The sequence below is a fragment of the Janthinobacterium sp. CG3 genome (genome assembly GCF_000344615.1).
Lineage (GTDB): Bacteria > Pseudomonadota > Gammaproteobacteria > Burkholderiales > Burkholderiaceae_D > Janthinobacterium.
On record NZ_KB467824.1, the window covers coordinates 1,901,195 to 1,924,158 of the forward strand.

A 22,964-nucleotide genomic window follows, 5' to 3' on the forward strand; every position below is an offset into this window, starting at 1 on the left:
TAAGCCGACCTACGAAAAACGCTATGCCTCCGGCCTCGCGGCCTCGCTCGGCGCCGGCGGTTCCGGCGGCGGCGCCTCGGCGCCCCCACCCTGCCCCGGCTCCGGCGCGCCCTCCGGCTGCAAATCGCCCGGCTCCTCCTCGACCTCCTCCGGCTGCTCTTGGTGGCGCGCCGGCGCCGGCCGGCGCCCGCCCGGGAACACCGCGTCGCGTTCGATGCGGCCGCCGTCGAGCGCGGCGCGGAAGAAGTCGCCCACCATCAGCAGCGCGTTGTGGCCGCCCTGGCCCCAGTAATTGCTGCGCATCGTCACGCGGGCGTCGTTGAAGCCAACCCAGGCGCCCGCCACCAGGTTCGGGTGCATCAAGATGAACCAGCCGTCGGTGTTGTTCTGCGTCGTGCCGGTTTTGCCGGCGACGTCGCCGGAAATGCCGAAGCGGTAGCGCACGCCGGTGCCGGTGCCGCGGTTGACGACGCCGCGCATCATGTCGACCAGGGTCGCGGCCGACTCGGCCGACATGGCGCGCTGCGGCGACTGCGGCGCGAAGCTGGCGATGGTCTTGCCGGCGCGGTCGGTGATGTGGGTGACGAACACCGGCTTGCGGTACTCGCCCTGGGCGGCGATGCTGGCGTAGGCGTTGACCATCTCCAGCAAGGTCACCGGGCTGGTGCCCAGCGCCAGCGACGGTACCGGCGTCAATTTGCTGTCGCGCACGCCGAGCGCGCGCGCCAGTTTGACGATGGCCGGCAGGCCGACGTCCTGCATCACCTGCGCGGTAATGGTGTTCTTCGAGTAGACCAGGCCGTCGCGCATCGTCATTTGTTGGCCGCTGGTGCCGCTCATGTCGGTCGGGCGCCAAATGGTGCCGTCGCCGGCCTTGATGTCGAGCACGGCGTCGCGGTACGGTTTCTCCGGCGGCAGGCCCTTCTCCAGCGCGGCGCCGTAGACGAAGGGTTTGAAGGTCGAGCCGGGCTGGCGCTGCGCCTGGGCGACGTGGTCGTATTGCTCGCGGCGGAAGTCGCGGCTGCCGACCCAGGCGCGCAACTGGCCGCTGCCCGGGTCCATCGCGACGAAGCCCGCCTCCAGGCGCGTCTTGGCGGCGCGCAGCTGGGCGACGAAGGCGCGGTCGGCCTTCAGGCGCCGTAGCGCGTCAGCCGCCGCCTCGCCGCCTTCGACGGCGCGGCGGTACTCGGGCGATTCGCGCACGACGGCGTCGGCCAGCGCGCCGTGCGTATCCCAGAAGTACTGGAAGGCGCCGTCGCGCGTGCCGGCGTAGGAGCCGGTCGAGGTCGACGACCAGGTTGCGGAGCGGCTCCACTCGGTGTCGGCGACCGCCTGCAGCGCGCCGCCCTGGCGCTCGACGGCGCGCATCGCCGCCTGCTGCAGCGCGTAGTCGAGCGTGGTATGCACCACCAGGCCGTCGCGCTCAAGGTTGTAGTCGTTCTCGTCGGCCCACTCGATCAACCACTTGCGCACGTGCGCGGTGAAGTGCGCGTCCGTCATGCTGCGCTCGGTCTGGCGCGAGAAGCGCACCCGCAGCGGGCGCCGCACCAGCTCGCGATAGCGCCGCTCGGTCATGGCGTTATGCTTGCGCATCTGCCCCAGCACGACGTTGCGGCGCTTGAGCGAGCGCTCCGGGTTGCCGACCGGGTTGTAGTAATGGGTGCCCTTGAGCATGCCGACCAGGGTCGCGCTTTCGAGGATGTCGAGGCGCGCGGCCGGCTTGTCGAAATAGGTGCGCGCCGCCATCTCGATGCCGAAGGTGTTGTACAGGAAGGGCACCGTGTTCAGGTAGGCTTCCAGGATCTCGGTCTTGCTGAAGGTCGCCTCGATCTTCAGCGCGGTGATCATCTCCTTGACCTTGCGGTTCAGGTTGCGCGAACGCCCTATCTCCTCGGGGAACATATTGCGCGCCAACTGCTGCGTAATGGTCGAGCCGCCCTGGGCGTCGCCGCTCAGGCTCGACAGCAAGGCGCCGCCGATGCGCACGAAATCGACGCCGTGGTGCTGGTAGAAGCGGTGGTCCTCGGTGGCCACCAGGGCCGCCACCACCTGCGGCGAAATCTGCGCCAGCGTCACGTGTTCCTGCAAGCCCTGGTCGAAACTGGCCAGCTCCTTGCCGTCGGCCGACACCAGCGTGCTGGCCTGGGCGGCGCGGGCGTGGCGCAGGTCGCTGATGCCGGGCGTGAGCGGGATCAGCATCAGCACATACAGCACCAGCGCCCCCAGCAAGGCGGCGCCCGACCACAGCACCAGCAGCAAGCGGCGGCGCCCGGGCGGGCGGCTTTGCAGGTAGGCGTTGGCGCGCGCGCCCTGCGCCAGCGCCTCGGCGCCGCCGACGCGCACGCCCGCGCGCAGCCGCGCATACGCCGCCTGCGCCCGCGGCAACGTCCACGCCGCAAGGCGCGCGTACAGACGGCGCGCGCGCGCGGCCAATGTTTGATTCTCTTCCATTCTTGATGCCTTGCCCGATGCCGGATGATCCCGTATGGCAAGTATACCCGACCGTGGCGCCGTCCAATGGCAAGATGGCCGCCGATTGCCCTATTTGGTGAAGGTGATTTGCCGTTTGACCTGGGCCGGGCGCTTGATGTGCTCCAGCGGCAGGCTGAAACTCTGCTTGATGGTTTTCAGCGTGACCGTCGATTTGACGTTGGCCACGCCGGGCAGGCGCAGCAGGCGGGTCGTCATGAAGTCGGCGAACGAGGCCAGGTCGGGCACGGCGATGCGCAGGATGTAGTCGGCCTCGCCGGTCACGGACAGGCATTCGAGCACCTCGGGGATATCGGCGATGGACTCTTCGAAACGCCCGCCCTGCTCGCCCTGCCGCTCCAGCGTCACATGGGTGAACGCCATCACGCCCAGCCCCACCACCTCCGGGTTGAGCACCGCCACGTAATGCGAAATGACGTCGGTCTCCTCCAGGCGCTGGATGCGCCGGCTCACCTGCGACGTCGACAGGTGCACCTTCTCGCCCAGCGCGCTATTGGTGGCGCGGCCGTCGCGCTGCAGCGCCTGCAGCAAATCGATATCGTAGCGATCAACGGCTACCTTGTTCATTTAGTTCTCCAATGGGCCGTTTGATAAATATTTTGTGCATGGCAATAGCGTTATTTTACCTACTACGCGCACAATATGCGGCTTTAGCGCACTAAAATATCCTTCATAAATCATAACCAGGAGCGCCACCATGTCCGACCTCTTTGACAACCCGATGGGCCTGATGGGCTTTGAATTCGTTGAATTCGCCTCGCCGACGCCGAACGTGCTGGAACCGGTGTTCGAGATGATGGGCTTTTCACTGGTGGCGCGGCACCGCTCGAAGAACGTGGTGCTGTACCGCCAGGGCGGCATCAACTTCATCATTAACAACGAGCCGGGCAGCGCCGCCGCCTACTTCGCCGCCGAGCACGGCCCATCCGCCTGCGGCATGGCCTTCCGCGTCAAAAACGCGCACCAGGCCTACGCCCGCGCGCTGGAACTGGGCGCCCAGCCGATCGAAATCCCGACCGGCCCGATGGAACTGCGCCTGCCCGCCATCAAGGGTATCGGCGGCGCGCCGCTGTACCTGATCGACCGCTTCGAAGACGGCAAGTCGATCTATGACATCGACTTCGAATTCATCGACGGCGTCGAGCGCAACCCGCCGGGTGTCGGCCTGAAGCTGATCGACCACCTGACCCACAACGTCTACCGCGGCCGCATGAGCTACTGGGCCGGCTTCTACGAGAAGCTGTTCAACTTCCGCGAAATCCGCTACTTCGACATTTCCGGCGAATACACCGGCCTGACGTCGAAGGCGATGACGGCGCCGGACGGCAAAATCCGCATCCCGCTCAACGAGGAATCGTCCAAGGGCGCCGGGCAGATCGAAGAGTACCTGATGCAGTTCAACGGCGAGGGCATCCAGCACATTGCGCTATACTCGGACGACTTGGTGGCCACGCTGGACCGCTTGAAGGCGGCCGGCGTGCCGATGATGGTGGCGCCGCCGTCGACCTACTACGAAATGCTGGAAGAGCGCCTGCCGGGCCACGGCGAAAACGCCAACGAACTGCGGGCGCGCGGCATTTTGCTCGACGGCACCACCAGCGGTGGCGAGAAGCGCCTGCTGCTGCAAATTTTTTCGGCGACGGTGCTGGGACCGGTGTTCTTCGAGTTCATCCAGCGCAAGGGCGACGACGGCTTCGGCGAAGGCAACTTCAAGGCGCTGTTCGAGTCGATCGAGCGCGACCAGGTCCGCCGCGGCGTGTTGAAGGCGTCCTAAGCACGCCCTGAGCTCTATTTTTACCGGCGCAGACGTCGTGCGCCGGCTTCCACCATTGAGGAACCCCATGTTCGAGCACGTTGACATCTATCCCGGCGATCCCATCTTGACGCTGAACGAAACCTTCATCGCCGATCCGCGCGCCGGGAAAATCAACCTGGGCATCGGCGTCTACCTCAACGAGGCGAGCAAGCTGCCGGTGATGGGCGCGGTGCTCAAGGCCGAGACCGCCCTGCTGGCCAACCCGGGCATCCGCCCCTACCTGCCGATGGAGGGCGCGCCGTCCTACCGCAAGCAGGTGCAGCGACTGCTGTTCGGCGCCGACGCGCCGGCGCTGGCCGAGCAGCGCGTGGCCACCGCGCAAACCGTGGGCGGCTCCGGCGCGCTGAAGGTCGGCGCCGACTTCCTAGCCGCGTATTTTAAGCAGGCCGAGGTATGGATCTGCGACCCGACCTGGGACAACCACCGCGCCATTTTCGCCGGCGCCGGCTTCACCGTCCATTCCTACCCCTACTACAGCGCGGCGATCCAGCACGTCGACTTCACGGCGATGCAGGCGGCGCTGAACGCGGTGCCGGCTGGGGACATCGTGGTGCTGCACGCCTGCTGCCATAACCCGACCGGCGCCGACCTGAGCGAGGCGCAATGGCGCGAACTGGCGAAAACCATCAGCAGCCGCAAGCTGCTGCCGTTCTTCGACATCGCCTACCAAGGATTCGGCGGCGGCATCGACGCCGACGCGTTCGCCATCCGCCACTTCGTCGCCGAGGGCATTCCGCTGCTGGTGGCCAGCTCGTTCTCGAAGAACTTCTCGCTGTACGGCGAGCGCTGCGGTTCGCTGAGCATCGTCTGCGACGACGCCCAGGAAGCGGCCAACGTGCTGGGCCAGTTGAAGGCGGCGATCCGCCGCAACTATTCGAGCCCGCCGACGCACGGCGCGCGCATCGTCGCCACCGTGCTGGAGAACCCGGAGCTGGCGGCCGACTGGAGCGGCGAGCTGGAGGCGATGCGCGGACGCATCCAGGCCATGCGCGAAGGCTTGTACGCGCAACTGCGCGCGCTGCGCCCGGAGCGCGATTTCGAGTACCTGATCAAGCAAAGCGGCATGTTCAGCTACACCGGACTGACGGTGGCGCAGGTGCGCAAGCTGCGCGAGGAATCGGCGATCTACCTGCTCGAATCGGGCCGCGTCTGCATCGCCGCGTTGACGCGGGAAACGCTGGCGCCGGTCGCCGCCGCCATCGCCAAGGTGCTTGACTAAGACGATAATATGGCGCAGGTCGGATTAGCGCAGCGTAATGCGACGCCGGGCCGCCGCCGACGCCAGTCGGGTGACGCCCTTTGGGCTAACCCGAACTACGGGAATGCGCGTTAGCGTGTCGTAGACGCGCCGCCATCCAACAGCTCATACGTCGCGTCGAAAATGGCCGCGGCGACGACGCCGAAGTTTCCCGGCCCGTACTGCACCAGCCAGTCGCCCGGCTTGCCCTCCACCGGACTGTGCTGCCAGCCGACCTTGACGCTGGCCGGCCGGTCCAGCCTGAGCGCCCACACTTCCCGGTAGCGCTTGCTGTACTGGCCGGGCTGGCCGGCCAGCGTATCGCCGACGGCCACGTAGGCGGCGTCGAAGCGGTGGCGCTGCACCGGCCACCGTTCCCGGTGCGGCCCCGTCAGCAGCGCGTCGCCGGCGCGGTACGCCACTTCGCCCTCGCGCGTGCGCAGCACGCCGGCGGCCGGCGCGAAGCGCACCGCTACCGGCTGCGCCCGCTTGAAGGCGCGCCGCGCTCCCGCCACTGGCATCAAATCGCCCTTGTGCATATCCGCCCCGATGAAACGCCAGCGTAACACCTACGGCATGGTCACGTATTGCTGCTCCATCAAGCCGGTCCAACTGCCGTGTTCCGCGTACATCGTCGCGGCGGTCTCCAGCGCCAGCGTGCGCAGCGCCATCGGCGTGGCGCAGGCGCCGACCGCGGCGCGCAACGCCCGCAGCCGCGCCGCCGTTGCCTGGGCGCCGCGCGCCACCTGCGGCAGTTGCAGCTTGCTGTTGATGCCGTGCAGCGCCGCCGCCAGCGCCGGGAAAAAGGCCGTGATCAGCAAGGGCCAGCGCTGCGCGTGGAGCCAGTGTCCGAGGTCGGAGCGACCGTCGGCCAGCGCGTACACGTGCAGCAGCACCGTCGCCAGCACCGCGAAATAGACGGCGGCGGTGACGCCGTGCAAACGCTGGTGCACCGTGCCGGCGTCGCGGTGTGCGCAGTCCTGGAACGCGATCTGCTCGTCGAGCAGCGCCGTCAATGCCAGCTTGTGTTCATCCTGCAGCGCTTCGAGGCAATGCAGCCCGCGCTCGGGCGCGCCGGCTTCCCGCAGCAGTTGCGTCACCAGCCAATGGTAGGGCATGGCCAACTGCTGCGGGGACAAGGGTGACAGCGGCGCGCCCGGCCGGCTGCGCCAGCCGCCGGCGCCCATGCCGCTGCCGCCCAGACTGGCCAGCAGCGGATGCAGCAAGGCACTCAGGCGCAGCGCCTCGGCCGCCGGCCGGAAGCGCATCCACGCGGCGTGGCTGTTGCGCGCGCGTTTGCGGTTAAGCCAAACCACCAGGCCGATGCCGAGCAAGGCCAGCAACTCCAGCGCGCCCCAGGCCAGGCTCAGCGCGCCCCATTCGATGGCGCCGGCCACCGCGCCCAGCACGGCGAGGCTGCCGCACAATTCGACCAGCACGATCTGGTCGCGGTGCCGGCCGGACGCCCGCATGGCGGCGCGGTCGCAGCGGTCGAACCAGCGCCAGGTGGCGTCCGGCCACGCGGCGGCGCGCTCGAACGCGGCCGGACCGCGCCAGGTCGAGGCCGCCTGCGGCGCAACCCGCTGCGGCCACGGCCCGAACAGCGCCAGAAAGCCGCTATGGAATAGGCCGCTCCAGTTGCGCCGGCCGACCGTGGCGAGCGCCGGATCGAGCAAGGGCAGGCTCAGGCTGGCCAGCGTGCCGGCCCGCCAAAACGGGCCGAACGCCAGCGCCAGCTGCGCCTGCGGCGCGGCGTCGTCGAGCGCGACGAACAGAGCGCGCAAGAGCGCGACGTTGTCCGGGTCGACATGCAGTGCGGCGAAGGCGGCGGCGTCGAACTTGCCATGGTCGAGCAGGCGCAACGCCGCCCCTCCTTGCGCGCCGGCGTCGATCCACAGCACCGGCGTGAATTGGCGCAGCGCGGCGAGCAACAGGCGCACCGAGCCGCCGACGTGGCCGGCCGCCGGCTCGCCGTCCCACACCACGAGCAGCGCGTCGGCCAGCGCCAGCTTGGCCTCGTCGGCCGCCGCCACCAGGCTCTCGGGCAGCGGCTCCGCGCACTGTTTGAGGATGAAGGCGGTACGCGCGGCCTGCGCCAGCGCGGCCGACGGTTGCGCCGGCGGACACGCGCCGATCAGGTGCAGCTCCAGCCCCTGCGCCCGGGCGACGCGCGCGGCGCAGGCGTCGGCGCCGTCGGCCACGCCGCTGACGATACGCAGCGCCGCGCCGCCGGCCGTCGCCAAGCCGGCGACGAGGCGCACCGCGCGGTCCATCATTCCTTCCAGCTCGGCGAGCCGGTCCGCCGACGCCGGCAGCCGCGCCGGGCGATGGCCGGCGATCAGCAAATTGCGCGCCAGCCTGCGGAACGGCGCGGCCGGAAAGGCAAGAGACGGCGAGTCGCAGGCGTTCATGGTCCCGCCGGTGGTTGGTGAATGGAAGGTCAATACAGATCGATTGTAGCGACGCCCGGACGGACGGCGTTTAATCAACGGCAAACCGGCGCCGCAAATCCGGGCGCAGGGCGGAGGCCTGGCCATATCGCGGCACCTCCCACAGGCCGGTTCGCGGAACCAGGACGACGGCGGCAAAAAACAGCAGTCTACCTACCGCAGGCAATTGTGTCCTTTGAGCCAGCCAATCAAATCACTCTTGTCTAAATATCACACCTAGAGTGTAATGCCGGCCTGCGCCTGCCCGCCCACCCTTCAAACAAAGGCCACAACATGCTCCACCCAACGCTCGAGATCCTTGTCCAGATGCATGAAGGAGACGCCGACGGCATCGCCCAGGCGGGACTACGCTTCAAGCGGGAAGTCTTGCCGTTGCCGGTATGGATACTCGGCACGCAGATGCCGGGGCCTTATGGACAGACCCGTACCGATACATTTATGCAGGCGGGCAGTGGCGAGGAGCTGCCGCACTGGTGCGTGTACGTGAACGAAGCCGACGCGATCGCGGACGCCGGCCAGACCGGCTATTTCGTCGCCGGCTTTCGCTTCCTCATGCTGTTGCCGGACTCCGCCGACATAGCCGTTGCCCTGATTGACGGCGAGCACGCCATCACCTTGTCGCCGCAGTTCCTGCTGTCGCTGCATGGCTTGGCCGACATGGACCAGCTGGACACGCCCATGACCGCGGCGCAGATCGACGCGCTGACATTCGCCGCCAACACCTTCGCCATCCACGCGCGCGCCTACTGCGCCAACCAGGCGCAGGTGGAGTGCCTGCACCTGGCGCTGCTGATCAGGGCCGGCGTTACGGCCAAGCTCCTTGCCTCATTGAGCGCAACGGATGCCGCCATGCACGGCGCGGCGCTGGCCGAACTCGGCAAGCAATTCCTGCCCCCTCGCTGCGGCTTTGCATGGGAGCGGGCAGGCGTCGACTCTCCCGTCGAGGACAGTGTGAAGGGTACGCGGCCATGCTACTCGAGACATGAGGCGCAAGACTGGTGGAGCAAACTCAAAAGAGCGTTCAACGACCCGAAGGTGGCGGTCATCCGCACCGAGGGCCACAGCAACATCGTCGAGCCAAGGTAACACCGGCTAGCGGGCCGGCAAGGCTAACAACCAAGCGAAGGCAAAGCGCCGGGGGCGGAGACTAATGCCGCCAAACTTCCGCAGGTCGGATTAGCGCAACGCGTAATCCGACGCCGAGCCGCTGCCGACGCCAGTCGGGTTACGCCCTGGCGGGCTAACCCGACCTACGACAATCCTTCACTTAGCGGCATTTGCATCTTCGGACCCTCAGGGTCCGACTCCAGCGTTACGCCCTTGGTTTTGATTGTGTCGACGCCAAAGCCGCTTAAGGTAAGCCCCGCCTACGAGCTGACCTTTTCCCAACCGTGGCGCACCGCCGCTTTCATCCTCTCCCAGGTCGACCCGGGATTGCGCGCCTCCCAGTCGCTGCGCAAGCGCGGCTCGACGTCGTTCCACCCGCGCCCCTGGTACTGGGCGTCGCCGGCCATGCGCGATCCATAACCATAGGCCGGCGCGTAGTCCTCGTACGCGCCGCCCATGCTGGCCAGGTTGGCGTTGTAGTGGTTGCGGTAGTAGGTGTCGTCACGCTCGCCGCCGCCCAGTCGCTGCACCTCCACCTCGGTGCGCCGCACGGTGTCGGAAATTTCCTCCTGGCGCTGCGTGACTTCCTTGCCGATGACAACCTCCTCGACCACGCGGGCGGATTTCTCGACGACGGCTTCTTCCGCCGACTCGCGCAGTTCGAAGGACTTCTCCTCGAACGCCACGTCGGCGCCGCTGACCGGCTGGTTCACCGGGCGCCGCTCAACGCTGACGTGCTCTTCGCGCAGGTTGACGGTCTCATTGACCGGCGTTTCGACGACGCGCTGGAAGATCCGCACCCCGCCGCGCTGGACTTCGCGCTTGCCCACCCTCAGCTCTTCCTGGACCACGGGGATGGCCGTGCTGTCAACGCCGCTCGCCCTCTGCTCCCTCTGCTGCGAGCCGGACAGCGTGGAACCTTGCATCGCGCCTTGCGAACCCTGCCCGCTTTGCTGCGACATCGACACCGACTGCTGCTGCCCGCCGGAACCCATGCGCATGGCCTCGTCCGACATGCCGGCGCCACGCCATTGCGCCGATTTTTCGTCGATATCGACCGGGCCGTGGCCCTCGACAATATCGGCGGCGCGTTCGACTTCGGCTTCGTCGTCGGCGCTGACGGTCAGTACATAACTGCCGCGGCTGACGGCGGTGGAATACTTCTGCGCGTGCTCGTCGGTGTCGGTGCCAAACATATTGCTGAAAAAACTTTTGATGCTCGAGCCAATGGAGCCGTCGTCGACCGACGCGTCGGCGCCGCTGCGCTGGTCGACGCCGGCAGAGGCGGCGTCGCCTTCGCTCAGGCGTACGTCCTGGCTGGCGAAACCGGAGCTCAACAACTCGTCCTTCGCTTGCTGGGCATCCGCCCGGTTATCAAATACGGCCACTAGTGTGTGTTGCATGATGGTTCCTCCGATTTAAGGTCAGCCCCTTGGTTTAGCGGTCCGAAGTGTCGTCAAAGCGCTCGACGACGACTTCCTCCGACTTCAGTGAAACGGTCTCGGAATGGCGCTGCGCGCGCCGACTCTTGGTGATGTGAATTTCTTCCTTGATCCGCAAGCGCCTCTCGACAACCAGCACTTCCTCCAGGATTGGAACGATGAGCGTGTCGCCTTCGTAACGCGATGCCGGCGCGTCTTCGAGGGACACTATTTTGTCGACCGGCACATGCTCGACACTGATCACGTCGCTATGCAGGACTTCGTCGATCTGCTGCGGCCGTTCAAGGACCGTCGTGCGCACCCGTACGCCGCGACCGGTATCGACCGTGCGAGTGCCAACATTGAGTTCTTCCCGATGGACGGGAATGCTTACGGCGGGTTCAGCCGCATCAAGCGCGGACTGTTTTGCGTCTTTTTCCATGCCGCTCCCTTCCTAAACACGCCATGCAGTTTCGACCACTAAGGTTAGCCCAAATTGCGGCGACGACGCGCACCCTAGCCTCTAGGAAACTTCCAGTGAGCGCCGCCGTGCCGCCGGGCAAAAGATTGAGCATGTCCCAACATTGGTGTACCCTTGGCTATCGTCACTAATCAGGCACCTGCGGACAAGAATGATGCTTAATGTAACAATCAGAAAAGCAGAACGATGCGACGTCGCAAGCTTCCTTGGCATGGTGCGCGCATTGGCCGCCCACGAAGGATTTGAAACCTATGTTCTAACTTCAGAAGAAATCCTGGCGCGAGATGGCTTTGGCGAAAACCCGCAATTTTGCGTTTTTCTGGCAGAAATGGACGGCAAGGCGGTTGGTTTTGCCTCCTACACGGTCAACTATTCGATTTGGAACGCGAACCGGTATCTGCATGTCGACGATGTGTTTGTCGACGCATCGGCCAGGGGTGGCGGAATCGGCAAGCAACTGATGAAAGCGGTCGCCGGCGAATGCCGGACACGCGGCTTGGCCTTCGCGCGCTGGACGGTTGAGTTGGGTAACGCCCCGGCGGTCGGATTCTACCGTGGCATTGGCGCCGCGGTCTGGGAGAAAGGCGTGTGCTCGTGGATGCCCAGCGAGATGGACGCCTTTCTAGCGTCCGGCGTGTGAACGACAAGCGCGCCGGCTGGTCAGTCTTCGAAATACCAATAGCCGCCATTGACCCACTGCGTTAGGGCGGCAAGGAAGGCCGGCTGGCGCAGCCAGGTCTTCAGCAAAGCGTGGCTCAGGTGCTCGTGGTCGCATAGCGCCAGCACCGCGCCGCGCCCGGCGGCGCCGAATTCGAAGCGCTCGCCATCGACATAGCAAACGCCCTGCGCCACCGTCTGGTCGACGTAGAAACAGCGCAGGCCGCCGATCCGGGTCAGGCCCTGCCGCGCCAGCTCGGCGACCAATTCCGCCTCGACGAAGGGCTGCTCCAACTCCTGCAAGTCGAGCTGGCACTTGGTCTTCGAAAAATAGTTGCCGGCGAAATCGGCGAGCAGCGCGTCGTCATCGAGCACCGTGCGCAGGTGCGCCTTGATGCGCGCGAAATCGCCGGCGTCGATGCGGCCCTGCTCGTGGTGGACCGGCCGCCCCGGGTCGCTCATGAGGCCGCCGCCCAGCTCCCGGTCGATCAGGTGGTCGGCCAGACCGCTGAGCAAATCGCTGGCCGACTTGGCGCGGAAACCCACCGAAAAGCTCATGGAATGCTCGATCGTCACGCCGTCGTGGGGAAAGCCGGGCGGAATGTAAAGGATGTCGCCGGGCAGCAGCTCGACGTCGATGATGGCTTCGAACGGCTCGGTGTGCAGCAGCGCCGCGTGGGCGGCGAACTGGCGGTGGTTGCCGCGCTCGCCGACGCGCCAATTGCGCCGGCCCGAACCCTGGCAGATAAAGACGTCGTACAGGTCGATGTGCGGCCCGACGCCGCCGCCCGGCGTGGCGTAGCTGGCCATGACGTCGTCCATACGCCATTTCGGCAGGAAGGAAAACGGCGCGACCAGCGCCGCCACTTGCGGCGACCAGTGGTTGGCCGCCTGCACCAGCAGCGACCAGTCGCGCTCGCCCAGGCGTTCATACGACTCGAACGGGCCAAGCTCGGCTTGCCATTCACCGTCCTTGCGGTACACCAGCCGCGACTCGATCTCCTCCTCGCAGGCCAGGCCGGCCAGCTCGTCCGGACTAATCGGGTCGACAAAGTGTTGGAAGCCTTGGCGTATCACTACCGGCTTTTGCTGCCAGTAGTGCTGAAGGAAGTGTTCGAGCGAAAAATCGTCTAGATGGAGAGTGAACATGGCTGGCGCAGTGCGCAGTGGAAAATTCAAGCCAATGTTGTATCACCGGCGAGCGCGCGCGGATATCACCCAGGTCAAGGAAAGCGACATCGGTATGTTTTCCACTGAATCTAGCGCTTGACTAGAATAATATTCTAGAAGATCATTCTAGCCATGACTGCGATTCCCGACACCCCCACCTCCGAACCCTCCCAGCCCGCCGACCGCAAGTCGGCGATTCTGGCGGCCGCCCTTGTCGTGTTCTCCGAAAAAGGTATCGAAGCGGCGACCATCGACGACATCCGCCAGCGCAGCCAAGCCTCGGTCGGCAGCATCTACCACCACTTCGGCAACAAGGAGAGCATCGCCGCGGCGCTGTTCGCCCAGGGCCTGGACGACTACTGGGGCCAGATACTTTCCCGTACCCGCGGCGCACCCGACGCCAAACAGGCCATCCACGCCCTGCTCGAAACCCATCTTGGCTGGATCGTCGCCAAGCCGGATCTGGCGCGCTTTCTATTCGCCCGGCGGCAGGCCGTCGGCCCGGCGCACGAGCAGGCGATCCGCCAGCGCACCGCCGACCATTTCAAGGAATACTTCGAGCTGTTCAAACCGTGGTTCAAGCAAGGCATACTGCGCCGCCTGCCGTTCGAGCTGTACGGGCCGCTGCTGCTGGGTGCGGCGCAGGAACTGTCGCGCCACTGGTTGGGCGGACGCGTCACGCTCGACCCGCGCGAAGCGGTTGACGAATTAAGCCGCGCCGCCTGGCTCAGCCTGGCGACCGATCCCAGCCGTTCCGGCTCCCCTTCCGTTCCATCCTGACAGGAATTATGCATATGACACGCACCCCGCTCACCCTGCACGCCGCCGACGGCCACGCTCTGGCGGCATATTGCCATGCCCCCCTGCAGGCGGTGCGCGCCGATATCGTGATCGCGCCGGGCATGGCGATACCGCAGAGTTTTTATGGCGACTTCGCCGCCTACCTGGCCGGGCGCGGCTACCGCGTGTGGACCTTCGACTACCGCGGCATGGGCGAATCGGCGCGCGGCCCGATGCGCGCCTGCAAGGCCGACATCGGCGACTGGGTCAGGCTCGACTGCGACGCGGTGGTCCGGCACGCCAGCGCGGCGGCAAACGGCGCGCCGGTGTTCCTGCTCGGCCACAGCCTGGGCGGGCAAACCGCGCCGCTGCTGCCCTCGCTGCCGCTGCTCGCCGGCCTGGTCAACATCGCGGTCGGCAGCGGCGCGGTGCGCCACAACCAGCCGGGCACGCGGCGCCGCGCGCCGTTGCTGTGGTACCTGCTGGCCCCGCTGTTATGCCCGCTGTTCGGCTACTTCCCCGGCGCCCGCATCGGCATTATCGGCGACCTGCCCAGCCGGGTAATATTCCAGTGGCGCCGCTGGTGCCTGAGTCCGGACTACTTGCTATCCGGCGAACCGGGTGCGCGCGCCGCCTACGCCGGCGCCACGTTCCCAGTGCTGGCCCTGACGTTTAGCGACGACGAATTGCTGCTAGAGGAAGGCTCGCGCCTGATGCACCAGGCCTACACCAACGCGACCGTCGACTATCGCGAATTGACGCCGCAGCAATTCGACGTGCCCAGGATCGGCCATTTCGGCTTCTTCCGGCGCCAGCAAGAAAAACTGCTGTGGCCGCTGGTTGGCGACTGGCTCGACCAGCGCAGCGCCGCAACGCTGGCCTGCGCGCCAATAGCGGCAACGCGGCGCTGAGCGCCGGCCGGCAATGATAGACTCAGTGGACCCGCCGGTTCCGTCCGTCCAATGTCGAAAAGCGCGATGCCATGAAAAACCACCTGCTCATTGCCGGTACCTCGATTATCCTGTTGAGCGCCTCGGCGCTCAGCGCGCCCGTGAAACTGCCGCACGGTGAGCAGCTTGCCGCGTTCAAGGCGGCCGGCTTCAACCTCACGGGCAAGCAATGGCGCAACTGCGACGACCCCAGTCCCAGCTACGAGCCGGGGGCGATCGCCGAAGTGCGCGACGTCAACGGCGACGGCCTTCCCGAGGCGCTCATCACGGAGGGCGGCACTGCTTGCTACGGACATACCGGCAGCGGCTACAGCCTGGTCAGCAAGCAAGCCGACGGTAGCTGGAAACTCATCACCAGCGGCACCGGCATGCTCAGCTTCCTGCCCTCCAAGGGGGCGAGCGGCTGGCCGGACATCGAGATCGGCGGCCCGGGCTTCTGCTTTCCGGTGGAACGCTGGAATGGTCAAAAATATGTCTTACATGGGCATCAATACGAGGGAAAACCCTGCCGCCGCAAGTAGCCGGGACGTCAACAAAAACAAACTGCCACTCGCCAGGAGGTCAACATGAGCAGCGTCGCACGCGCCATGGAAATTGCACGGGAAGTACACCAACATCAAGTCGACAAGGGCGGCGCGCCTTACATAGGCCATCCGATCCGGGTAGCGCACGCCTGCGCATCGGACGAGGCAAAAATGGTTGCGATGTTGCACGATGTCGTGGAAGACGGCGCCAGCCAGGGCTGGAGCTTCGACAGGTTGCGCGCCGAGGGCTTTAGCGAGGTCGTGGTGATGGCGGTCGAGTCCGTCAGCAAGCGCGACGGCGAGGAATACGAGGCGTTTGTATTGCGCGCGGCGCAAAACGCGCTGGGCCGGGAGGTGAAGCTGGCGGACATTGCCGACAACATGGATTTGAGCCGCATCGGCACACCGTCGGCCAAGGACTTGGCCCGACTGGAGAAATACCGGCGCGCAAAAGAACTACTGAGCGCAGTGTAGCAATGTGAAACCGGGGGCAAATCACTGCCCCGATTAGATGGTTCGCCCAAAACGCTCTTTGACGAGTGCGCTGAGGGCGAGGTCCAGACCGTTTACTGGCCGCGAGGCCCCTTATCGGCGCCCTTGTGGTCCTTCTGCGCGTCATTTTTGTGGCGACCGAGCACTTCGTCCGCCTCGGCGCGCTGCTGGTTCTTGGTCGCTTCCTGTTGCGCTTGTTCCGCGTCCTTCTGCTGCTGTTCACACGGATCGTTAGTGTGCTTGGTCATGGCCAACTCCTTAATTAGGTTGAGGGCCAACCTTACGCGCATTTCCCATGCGATACGGTTCGCTAGCGAACGTTGCGGGGATAAATTATCCAGCGCTGTGGCATTATTGATCGAGGAAGTCACCCTGCCCGCCATGTCAACTGCTGCGCCGCGTCAATCGATTACGGCCGCACAGGCGTCGGTCGGCAGCGCCGCCGCGTGGCCGACCAGCGGCACCATTTTTAGCACGGCCGAGGTCACCCGGCATGGCGCGGCGACGACGCCGCAACCGCCCAACGAGACCAGGAACAACAGGGAAGCAAGAAGTGATGGTATTTTCAAAGTATCGCGCCAAATGAGGATTTGGCCAATTGTAGCGACTCAGGTGCTGAAATGGGTGCTCTTGGGACGAAAGTGTATCGGCTTTACGACATTGATCAATGTGCCATTTCGCTGCCTTGAATACCGAATGCGGGGCCTCAAGTATCGGCAATAATAAAAAGGATCTCAATTGGAGAAGGCCATTGTTCTCCCGGAATTTTCCATCCTTTAGATATGACAACTATGACACCCGCACAATTTCGCTCCTTACTCGTCCTATGCATGGTATTAACGGTCGCCACTGTGGCTGCGAGCGCCTCGGGCTCGGAAAGCTTTTCCCGGGAATTGGCGGACGCCTATGGCAACTTGCCGAAGACCTGGATTAATGAATACCCTTGGACTGGCATCGTCGTGCTAAGTCCCCTTTTGTTTGCCAAAATAGCTGGCATTGTCGGGCTTTTCCAGCTCAAACCCTGGGGTCGGACGCTGTCCCTTTACGTAACGATTGTCGGTCCCCTTATTTTCTTATTTTCTGGTCCGTCGCTCTGCACACCCCTGCAAAATATGCTGTATGAGGCCTCTACACTGTTGTGGGCGGCGCTGCTGGCAGTGGCATACTGCGCCCCCTTGAGCGCGCATTTCGCGGCGAGCGGGTCAGCGCGGAAGGTCCCTTCCGGTTCATAGGCCGCCCGGATCTCCCCGTCCTCTCTGACTCGCACAGCCATGCGTTTGGCTCGCCAAGTCTAGGCAAAGCCCCCTGCCCCGCGCCGATTTCGCATTAAGATCAAGCCCGAGTCAATTGCAGTATTGATACCGTTTCCTACTGTCATGCGCGCGGGCTGGCCACCGCTTTCCGCGCGCAGCAAACAACTTCTCACAAAGAACGTGGAGCACATCATGGGCAGGGCCGGACCGCCACGGCGGACGCGCGGCACGCGCGGCGCTGCACGATCGAAGGTTGCAAGCATTTAGAGAGACTGAGTAGCCTATGGAACGCGCCTTGAACTACACATTCCCGCCGGCCTCGCCGAGGCGCCGCCACGACGCCGGCGGCGCCGCAGCCGCCGCCGCCGCCGCGGCCAGCTGCACCGGCCCGCTGAACGCCCAGGAGGCCCTGGCCGGCAAGCACATCCTGCTGACCGGCAGCACCGGTTTTCTGGCCAAGGTTGTGCTGGAAAAGCTGATCCGCGCGGTGCCCGACGTCGGCAGCGTCATCCTGCTGATCCGCGGCGACCGCCACGGCGCCGACGCCCGCGCGCGCTTCGAGCGCGACATCGCCACCTCGTCGGTGTTCGACCGGCTGCGCGCCGAGCGGCCGCAATTCCTCGCCCGCTTCTTCGCCGAGAAAATCGACTGCGTCACCGGCGAAGTGACCGAGGCCGGCTTCGGCCTGCCGCTGCCGGCCTTCGCGCTGCTGTCGCGCCAGGTCGATCTGGTCGTCAACGCCGCCGCCAGCGTCAATTTTCGCGAAGCGCTCGACGAGGCGCTCAGCATCAACGCCTTGAGCGTGCTGAACGTGACTGCGCTGGCGCGCGCCGCCAAGGCGCCGCTGATCCAGGTCTCGACCTGTTACGTCAACGGCTACCACCGCGGCGAGATGTACGAGCGGCCGATCGATCCGGCCCGCGCCATCGTGCCGCGCCACGCCGACGGCCAATACGACCTGTCGCGCCTGCTGGCCCGGCTGCAGCACCGCATCGAGCAGGTCAAGGCCGGCGTCGCCGACCCGGCGCGGCGGGCGCGCCGCCTGACCGAACTGGGCATCGCCGAGGCCCACTACCACGGCTGGAACGACACCTATACCTTCACCAAATGGCTTGGCGAGCAACTGGCGATGCGCGCCATGCGCGGGCGCGCGCTGACCATCGTGCGCCCGTCTATCATCGAAAGCACGCTGCAGGAACCGACCGCCGGCTGGATCGAGGGCGTCAAGGTGGCCGACGCCATCATCCTTGCCTACGCCCGCGGCAAAACCAGCGTGTTCCCGGCCAAGCCCGGCGAGGTCATCGACATCGTGCCGGCCGACCTGGTGGCCAACAGCATCGTGCTGGCCAGCGCCGAGGCGCTGGCCGACCCGGCAGCCCAGCGTATCTACCAAGCCTGCACCGGCTCGCGCAACCCGGTCCTGCTGGGCAAGGTCATCGAGCTGGTGCAGACCGAGGCCAAGGAAAACTGGCGCAGCTACGAGCGGCTGTTCTACCGCGCGCCGCGACGCGATTTCCGCGTCGTCAGCCGCCCGACCTTTTTGCTGATGCTGCGCGCCATGCGCACCGGCGTTGGCCTGTGGAGCGGCGCGCGCCGCCTGCTGGGCGCCGGCGCCTCGCCCGCGCTCGACGCGCTGCGCACCACGCAGACGCTGGCACTGACGTTCTCGTTCTACACCGCGCCGCAGTATCGCTTCCACAACCACAAGCTGATGGCGCTGGCGCGCCGCTTTAACCTCGAGGACAACGCCGAGTTTCCGACCGATCCGGCGCTAATCGACTGGCCCGACTACCTGTGCCGCGTCCACATGGCCGGTTTGAACCGCTATGCGCTGCGGCCGAGGGCGGCGCCGGCGCCCGACGCCGCCGTCGCGCGACAAACGGCATCGGAGCCGGAGCCGGCCGTCGGCGCATAAGAAGGTGATGTCGCAGCTCGGCTTGGCTCGGCCCGGCGGCGGCATTCATGCATTCAGTGGCGCGCCACACAACCACGCCGACGTCAACAAAGACCGACGCGGCCATAGGAGACAGCAGCAATGAACCATTCTTACGCACCGCTCGCGCCGGCCCAACCGGAGCACGACACCGCGGCGCTGCCGATGACGCGGCGCGACTACGCCTGGCACCGCATGGACACCCGGCAGAACATGATGGTCATCAACAGCATCTTGCTGTTCGAGGGCGAGGTCGACATGGAGCGCCTGGTGTCGACCATCGCCGACCGTCTGCCGAACTACCCGCGCTTCACGCAGAAGGTGCAGCGCCGGCTGGGCCGGCCGCACTGGGTCGAGGACGCCGGCTTCGACATCGCGCAGCACATCAAGCTGGAACGGATGGCGCACGAAGTCAGTCTGCGCGAGCTGCAAAGCCATATGACGCGCATCGCCCACCTGCCGCTGGCGCCGAACCAGCCACTGTGGCACATGACGGTGCTCGACCGTGTCGGCGGCGGCCACGCCATCGTCTTCCGCGTGCACCACTGCATCACCGACGGCCTCGGCCTGGTGCACGTGCTGAACCACCTGACCGACGACAACGGCCGCCACGGCAAGGCGCCGTCGCCGGTCGGCCACCCGCACCGCGCCCTGGTGGCCGGCAACTCGGTCTGTTCGACGCTGGCGCGCGGCCTGTCGTGGCTGAAAATCGCCGCCCACGTCACGCGCCTGTCGCTGCTGTGGCCCGACGCGCACAGCCAGTTCAAGGCGCCGCTGGCGGGCGACAAGCAACTGGTCTGGCTGCCGCCGCTGGAAATGGCGCGCGTGCGGGCCATGGCCAAGCGCATGGGCGTGACGCTCAACGACGTCTGGGTCGCCGCCGTCTCGGGCGCGCTGCGCCAGTACCTGGCCGAGCGCGGCCAGGGCGTCGACGGCCGCGCGCTGCGCGCCGCCGTCACCTTCAACCTGCGCGAAAAGGCCAACGCCTTCCAGCTCGGCAACGAGTTCGGCCTGGTCGCCGTCGAACTGCCGACCAACGTCGACGACCCGTGCCAGCGCCTGCGCCAGTCGAGCGCGCGCATGAGCGCCATCAAACGCTCGCTGCAACCGCAGGCGACGATGGCCTTCCTGTCGATCGCCGGCTGCCTGCCGACGGCGTTGCAACACTTTGCGCTGAACCTGTTCACCTCGAAAGGCTCGGTGGTGCTGACCAACATCGAAGGCCCGCTCAGCCGGCGCTACCTGGCCGGCTCGAAAATGACCGACCTGATCTGCTGGGTGCCGCAGGCCGGCAGGCTTGGCGTCGGCCTGGCCTTTATCTCCTACGCCGGGCAGATCCAACTGGCCCTGTTCGTCGACACCGACCTGGTGCCCGACCCGCAGCGTTTGATGGCGCTGACCCAGGACGCTTTCGGCGAGCTGGAGCGCGCCACCCGCGCCGGCGCCGAGGTGGCCGCGCCGCAGACCGGCGCCAGCCTCGGCGCGCCGGCGCCCCTCACTTATAGCTGATAGCGGATGTTGGCAAACCACAGCCGGCCCGGGCTCGGGAAACCGTCGGCGAGCGCGTAATTCCGGTCGGTGGCGTTGTTGACGCCCGCCTCCAGCGTTACGCGCGCCGTCGGCTTGTATGCCGCCTTCACGTTCAAGGTCGTAAAGCCGGGCAGCGCCAGCGTATTCGAAACCCAGCGGCCACTGTCGTGTTCGGCGAAGGCGAGCAATTCGACGGCGTCGGCCGGACGCAACAGCAGGTGCGCGGTCAGCTTGCGTTTCGGCACGTCGGTCAGCTTTAGCGTCGGCGCGCCGAGGTTTTTCAGCGCGGTCAGCGTGACATTGCCGCCCCACTCCAGCCACGCGCCGGCCCGGCCGTTGACGCCCAATTCGAGGCCCGTCGCCCGCACCCGGCCGACGTTGCGCATCTGCGATTTGGCGCCGGCGACATTGGCCACCGGCTGGATCTTGTCGCTGATATCGCTGTAGAACACCGCCGCCTCCGCCTTGACGCCCGCCCAGGCGCGGCCCCGGTAGCCAATTTCATAGTTCAGCGAGCGCTCCGCCCGCAGCGCCGGATTTTCAATATAGGTGCCGAGGCGCTGGGAGTAGCGGTCCTTCAAGGTTGGCAAGCGCGTCTTGCCGGCCACGTTCGCGTACACACGGCCCGCGCCGGCCCAGTCGTGGAACAAGCCGGCTTGCGCGTTGTACGCGTGCTGCGTGCCGGGCAGCGCGTACGGATTGCCGAGGCTGTACACGCTCGCCGGCTTCAGCTGGTGGCGCGCCGCGCCCAGCGATAGCGTCCAGGCCGGGGCCAGTTCGACCGTGTCCTCCAGCGCATACGACAGCAAGCCATCCTCAAAAATGGTATTGCTGACGCCGTTGCCGTCCAGTTCCTGGTGCTTGTCGGCCTTGTAGTGCGCCACCAGGCGCAGCGTGTGGGCTTGCCAGCGCGCCGATTCCAAAGTGATTGAACCACCGACGGTGCGGTCGTGATACATGCTGCGGCCGGTGCCGACGCTGCCCGCGCCCGCGGTTTTCAGGCGCGTGTAGGCGCCGTTGGTGTACGTGTCGACTTCGTTGTCGTAGCTGTCGTGGTACAGCCGCAATTGCAGCAATTCAACGGCGCCCAACGCCGTCTTCGAAATGAAGTACAAGCTCTCCTTGTCCCAGAACGGCCATTTCCAGTAACGCGCGGCGGCCGCGTCGGTCGACGGCGGCTGCCCCTTTTCACCGTCCTGCCGGTAATAACTGAGCGCGTATTCGTCGCGCCCGTTCGGCGTCAGGCCCAACTTGAACGACAGCTTGCCGTCCTTGCGGTAGGCGTTGTTGCGCTGGCCACCGTCTTCGCTGGCGCTGCGCGCGACATCGGCCGACAGCGGGAAACCGTCGCCCTCCAGGTAGGACACGCCGGCCTGCACATACCACAGGCCCTGGTTGCTGCCGAGGTTGGCGGAAACCTGCCGTTCACGGCCGTCGGCCGCGCCGGCCGTCGCATCGGCCTCAAGGCGCCGCAGCGGTTTGCGCGAGATCAGGTTGATGGCGCCGCCCAGCGCGTTGGCGCCGTAGGCGACCGAGCTGAAGCCTTTGGCGACCTGGATCGCGGCCAGGTCGGCCGTCGTGAAACGGTTGAAATCGACATAACCGTCGTACGGTACGTAGACGGGAATGCCGTCGATGAACAGCGGCACCTGGCGCGCGTCGAAGCCGCGCACCGCAATGGTCTTCTCGTTGCGCGCATTGGTCGACAAGCTCACGCCCGACAGCAGGTTCAGCGCATCGCCGACGTTGTCGCGGTTGAACTTGCGCATGTCCTGGCGGGTAAGCACCGACGCGACCTGATGGTCGCCAACCTCGCCAACCTCAGCAACTTCGCCGGCCTGCGCGCGCTGGCCCACCACCGTCACCGCGCCCAGTTCAAACGCCGCCTGCGCCCAGGCGTAGCCATGGCCCAGCGCGGCCAGCGCGGCGACTGCCAACGCGGTTTTGCGCGCGCCGTTCCGGCCTTGTTTCTTATTTCGTTGACTGTCTTGTTTCATCGCGTTCCCGCTCTCCCTTGCCGTCGTTATAGTAATAAGGATATAGCGCCTGCCGCAATTCAACCTTCTTGCAGCCCGGCAATCACCATCGTAATATATAATCGAATATAGCGAGCCACTATATATGGCAAGATATATCGGTTATTCCAGATGCTGACCGGCCGAGGGGAAATGCTCCGCTAATATGTTGCGCCGCACCCGCGCCTCATGGCGGGTGCATCCAACAATCACCAGGAGTTAAATCATGTTTACCAGCGCGCGCAATCAACTCAGCGGAAAAGTCACTGCCATCCAACGCGGGGCGGTCAATGATGAAGTCGAAATCGGATTGCCGGACGGCCAGAAAATCGTCGCCGTCCTGACCCACAGCAGCGCGCAATCGCTCGGCTTGGCGGTCGGCTCCGAGGCCTTCGCCCTGATCAAGGCTTCCTGGATCATTCTGCTGACCGATACGGCCGGTGTGCGCCTGTCGTCGCGCAACCAGCTCGCCGGTACGGTGGAAAAAGTCACGATCGGCGCGGTGAATGCCGAAGTCACCCTGAAACTGGCCAGCGGCGACGTCATAGCCGCCATCGTCACCAACGACAGCGTCGGCAACCTGGGCCTGGCTCCGGGCAAGGCCGCCAGCGCCGCGTTCAAGGCGTCGAGCGTTATCGTCGGCGTCAAAGTGTAACTC

The 22,964-nt window shown here is 65.8% G+C and carries 21 protein-coding genes; 12 read left to right on the forward strand and 9 right to left on the reverse strand.

Annotation, left to right across the window (positions count from 1 at the left end):
* Nucleotides 1-21: 21 nt before the first annotated feature.
* Nucleotides 22-2,451, reverse strand: a complete 2,430-nt coding sequence (locus tag JANGC3_RS0108145; RefSeq protein WP_157406526.1) for a penicillin-binding protein 1A — start codon at nucleotides 2,449-2,451, stop codon at nucleotides 22-24.
* A gap of 90 nt (nucleotides 2,452-2,541) precedes the next feature.
* On the reverse strand, nucleotides 2,542-3,057 hold the full coding sequence (locus JANGC3_RS0108150; protein ID WP_017875995.1) for an Lrp/AsnC family transcriptional regulator: 516 nt from the start codon (nucleotides 3,055-3,057) through the stop codon (nucleotides 2,542-2,544).
* Nucleotides 3,058-3,187: 130 nt separating this feature from the next.
* Between JANGC3_RS0108150 and hppD the strand changes: the two genes are divergently transcribed.
* Nucleotides 3,188-4,264, forward strand: coding sequence for a 4-hydroxyphenylpyruvate dioxygenase (gene hppD / locus JANGC3_RS0108155; RefSeq protein ID WP_017875996.1), 1,077 nt, complete (start codon nucleotides 3,188-3,190; stop codon nucleotides 4,262-4,264).
* Nucleotides 4,265-4,331: 67 nt separating this feature from the next.
* A complete protein-coding gene (locus JANGC3_RS0108160) occupies nucleotides 4,332-5,525 on the forward strand; it encodes an amino acid aminotransferase (RefSeq protein ID WP_017875997.1) in 1,194 nt (397 codons plus the stop codon).
* A 110-nt stretch (nucleotides 5,526-5,635) separates the two neighbouring features.
* Here the strand turns inward: JANGC3_RS0108160 and JANGC3_RS0108165 are convergent, their stop codons facing one another.
* Both JANGC3_RS0108165 and JANGC3_RS0108170 read right to left on the reverse strand, forming a co-directional pair.
* The gene (locus JANGC3_RS0108165) at nucleotides 5,636-6,064 is read right to left on the reverse strand and encodes a PGDYG domain-containing protein (protein WP_157406527.1); all 429 of its coding nucleotides are present in this window, start codon (nucleotides 6,062-6,064) and stop codon (nucleotides 5,636-5,638) included.
* A gap of 48 nt (nucleotides 6,065-6,112) precedes the next feature.
* Nucleotides 6,113-7,954 (reverse strand): hypothetical protein, encoded by a 1,842-nt coding sequence (locus tag JANGC3_RS0108170; protein WP_017875999.1) that lies wholly within the window; start codon nucleotides 7,952-7,954, stop codon nucleotides 6,113-6,115.
* A 312-nt stretch (nucleotides 7,955-8,266) separates the two neighbouring features.
* Between JANGC3_RS0108170 and JANGC3_RS0108175 the strand changes: the two genes are divergently transcribed.
* Complete coding sequence (locus JANGC3_RS0108175) at nucleotides 8,267-9,079, forward strand: hypothetical protein (protein WP_017876000.1); 813 nt, start codon at nucleotides 8,267-8,269, stop codon at nucleotides 9,077-9,079.
* A 281-nt stretch (nucleotides 9,080-9,360) separates the two neighbouring features.
* Here the strand turns inward: JANGC3_RS0108175 and JANGC3_RS0108180 are convergent, their stop codons facing one another.
* Nucleotides 9,361-10,503: a YsnF/AvaK domain-containing protein gene (locus JANGC3_RS0108180; RefSeq protein ID WP_026132713.1), complete on the reverse strand. Its 1,143-nt coding sequence runs from the start codon at nucleotides 10,501-10,503 to the stop codon at nucleotides 9,361-9,363.
* Nucleotides 10,504-10,537: 34 nt separating this feature from the next.
* Nucleotides 10,538-10,963 carry a YsnF/AvaK domain-containing protein gene (locus JANGC3_RS0108185; RefSeq protein WP_026132714.1) on the reverse strand — a complete coding sequence of 142 codons (426 nt, stop codon included), beginning with the start codon at nucleotides 10,961-10,963 and terminating at the stop codon, nucleotides 10,538-10,540.
* Between the two features lie 190 nt (nucleotides 10,964-11,153).
* Here JANGC3_RS0108185 and JANGC3_RS31390 point away from each other — a divergent pair, with 190 nt between their 5' ends.
* Nucleotides 11,154-11,642, forward strand: a complete 489-nt coding sequence (locus JANGC3_RS31390; RefSeq protein WP_081611803.1) for a GNAT family N-acetyltransferase — start codon at nucleotides 11,154-11,156, stop codon at nucleotides 11,640-11,642.
* Nucleotides 11,643-11,662: 20 nt separating this feature from the next.
* Here JANGC3_RS31390 and JANGC3_RS0108195 read toward each other — a convergent pair whose 3' ends face one another.
* Complete coding sequence (locus JANGC3_RS0108195) at nucleotides 11,663-12,808, reverse strand: cupin domain-containing protein (RefSeq protein WP_017876005.1); 1,146 nt, start codon at nucleotides 12,806-12,808, stop codon at nucleotides 11,663-11,665.
* 153 nt (nucleotides 12,809-12,961) lie between these two features.
* On the opposite strand from JANGC3_RS0108195, the gene JANGC3_RS28820 reads away from it, so the two are divergent.
* From JANGC3_RS28820 to JANGC3_RS0108215, 4 genes are all read left to right on the forward strand, one after another.
* A complete protein-coding gene (locus JANGC3_RS28820; protein ID WP_017876006.1) occupies nucleotides 12,962-13,609 on the forward strand; it encodes a TetR/AcrR family transcriptional regulator in 648 nt (215 codons plus the stop codon).
* A 14-nt stretch (nucleotides 13,610-13,623) separates the two neighbouring features.
* Nucleotides 13,624-14,520 (forward strand): alpha/beta hydrolase family protein, encoded by an 897-nt coding sequence (locus JANGC3_RS28825; protein ID WP_017876007.1) that lies wholly within the window; start codon nucleotides 13,624-13,626, stop codon nucleotides 14,518-14,520.
* Nucleotides 14,521-14,591: 71 nt separating this feature from the next.
* Nucleotides 14,592-15,080, forward strand: coding sequence for a hypothetical protein (locus JANGC3_RS0108210; RefSeq protein WP_017876008.1), 489 nt, complete (start codon nucleotides 14,592-14,594; stop codon nucleotides 15,078-15,080).
* Between the two features lie 45 nt (nucleotides 15,081-15,125).
* A complete protein-coding gene (locus JANGC3_RS0108215) occupies nucleotides 15,126-15,557 on the forward strand; it encodes an HD domain-containing protein (protein WP_026132715.1) in 432 nt (143 codons plus the stop codon).
* Between the two features lie 92 nt (nucleotides 15,558-15,649).
* On the opposite strand, the gene JANGC3_RS0108220 is transcribed toward JANGC3_RS0108215, so the two are convergent.
* The gene (locus tag JANGC3_RS0108220; protein ID WP_157406528.1) at nucleotides 15,650-15,823 is read right to left on the reverse strand and encodes a hypothetical protein; all 174 of its coding nucleotides are present in this window, start codon (nucleotides 15,821-15,823) and stop codon (nucleotides 15,650-15,652) included.
* A 97-nt stretch (nucleotides 15,824-15,920) separates the two neighbouring features.
* Between JANGC3_RS0108220 and JANGC3_RS34310 the strand changes: the two genes are divergently transcribed.
* The 3 genes from JANGC3_RS34310 (at nucleotide 15,921) to JANGC3_RS0108240 (ending at nucleotide 20,270) form a co-directional block, all read left to right on the forward strand.
* The gene (locus JANGC3_RS34310; RefSeq protein WP_157406529.1) at nucleotides 15,921-16,298 is read left to right on the forward strand and encodes a hypothetical protein; all 378 of its coding nucleotides are present in this window, start codon (nucleotides 15,921-15,923) and stop codon (nucleotides 16,296-16,298) included.
* An 825-nt stretch (nucleotides 16,299-17,123) separates the two neighbouring features.
* Nucleotides 17,124-18,743: a fatty acyl-CoA reductase gene (locus JANGC3_RS0108235; RefSeq protein ID WP_232429676.1), complete on the forward strand. Its 1,620-nt coding sequence runs from the start codon at nucleotides 17,124-17,126 to the stop codon at nucleotides 18,741-18,743.
* 120 nt (nucleotides 18,744-18,863) lie between these two features.
* Complete coding sequence (locus JANGC3_RS0108240; RefSeq protein ID WP_017876014.1) at nucleotides 18,864-20,270, forward strand: wax ester/triacylglycerol synthase family O-acyltransferase; 1,407 nt, start codon at nucleotides 18,864-18,866, stop codon at nucleotides 20,268-20,270.
* Here JANGC3_RS0108240 and JANGC3_RS0108245 read toward each other — a convergent pair.
* A complete protein-coding gene (locus tag JANGC3_RS0108245; protein ID WP_017876015.1) occupies nucleotides 20,261-22,288 on the reverse strand; it encodes a TonB-dependent receptor plug domain-containing protein in 2,028 nt (675 codons plus the stop codon). The genes JANGC3_RS0108240 and JANGC3_RS0108245 overlap by 10 nt on opposite strands.
* Before the next feature lie 244 nt (nucleotides 22,289-22,532).
* Here JANGC3_RS0108245 and JANGC3_RS0108250 point away from each other — a divergent pair, with 244 nt between their 5' ends.
* Complete coding sequence (locus tag JANGC3_RS0108250) at nucleotides 22,533-22,961, forward strand: TOBE domain-containing protein (RefSeq protein WP_017876016.1); 429 nt, start codon at nucleotides 22,533-22,535, stop codon at nucleotides 22,959-22,961.
* Nucleotides 22,962-22,964: the final 3 nt, after the last annotated feature.

Bases quoted from the DNA above. Each gene is read 5' to 3' on its own strand.
- JANGC3_RS0108220 (WP_157406528.1), bottom strand. From the start codon at position 15,823: ATGACCAAGCACACTAACGATCCGTGTGAACAGCAGCAGAAGGACGCG.
- JANGC3_RS0108250 (WP_017876016.1), top strand. From the start codon at position 22,533: ATGTTTACCAGCGCGCGCAATCAACTCAGCGGAAAAGTCACTGCCATC.
- JANGC3_RS0108210 (WP_017876008.1), top strand. From the start codon at position 14,592: ATGAAAAACCACCTGCTCATTGCCGGTACCTCGATTATCCTGTTGAGC.
- JANGC3_RS31390 (WP_081611803.1), top strand. From the start codon at position 11,154: ATGATGCTTAATGTAACAATCAGAAAAGCAGAACGATGCGACGTCGCA.
- JANGC3_RS0108180 (WP_026132713.1), bottom strand. From the start codon at position 10,503: ATGCAACACACACTAGTGGCCGTATTTGATAACCGGGCGGATGCCCAG.
- JANGC3_RS0108160 (WP_017875997.1), top strand. From the start codon at position 4,332: ATGTTCGAGCACGTTGACATCTATCCCGGCGATCCCATCTTGACGCTG.
- JANGC3_RS0108245 (WP_017876015.1), bottom strand. From the start codon at position 22,288: ATGAAACAAGACAGTCAACGAAATAAGAAACAAGGCCGGAACGGCGCG.
- JANGC3_RS0108185 (WP_026132714.1), bottom strand. From the start codon at position 10,963: ATGGAAAAAGACGCAAAACAGTCCGCGCTTGATGCGGCTGAACCCGCC.
- JANGC3_RS0108195 (WP_017876005.1), bottom strand. From the start codon at position 12,808: ATGTTCACTCTCCATCTAGACGATTTTTCGCTCGAACACTTCCTTCAG.
- JANGC3_RS0108170 (WP_017875999.1), bottom strand. From the start codon at position 7,954: ATGAACGCCTGCGACTCGCCGTCTCTTGCCTTTCCGGCCGCGCCGTTC.
- JANGC3_RS28825 (WP_017876007.1), top strand. From the start codon at position 13,624: ATGACACGCACCCCGCTCACCCTGCACGCCGCCGACGGCCACGCTCTG.
- hppD (WP_017875996.1), top strand. From the start codon at position 3,188: ATGTCCGACCTCTTTGACAACCCGATGGGCCTGATGGGCTTTGAATTC.
- JANGC3_RS0108240 (WP_017876014.1), top strand. From the start codon at position 18,864: ATGAACCATTCTTACGCACCGCTCGCGCCGGCCCAACCGGAGCACGAC.
- JANGC3_RS0108150 (WP_017875995.1), bottom strand. From the start codon at position 3,057: ATGAACAAGGTAGCCGTTGATCGCTACGATATCGATTTGCTGCAGGCG.
- JANGC3_RS0108145 (WP_157406526.1), bottom strand. From the start codon at position 2,451: ATGGAAGAGAATCAAACATTGGCCGCGCGCGCGCGCCGTCTGTACGCG.
- JANGC3_RS0108165 (WP_157406527.1), bottom strand. From the start codon at position 6,064: ATGCCAGTGGCGGGAGCGCGGCGCGCCTTCAAGCGGGCGCAGCCGGTA.
- JANGC3_RS28820 (WP_017876006.1), top strand. From the start codon at position 12,962: ATGACTGCGATTCCCGACACCCCCACCTCCGAACCCTCCCAGCCCGCC.
- JANGC3_RS0108175 (WP_017876000.1), top strand. From the start codon at position 8,267: ATGCTCCACCCAACGCTCGAGATCCTTGTCCAGATGCATGAAGGAGAC.
- JANGC3_RS0108215 (WP_026132715.1), top strand. From the start codon at position 15,126: ATGAGCAGCGTCGCACGCGCCATGGAAATTGCACGGGAAGTACACCAA.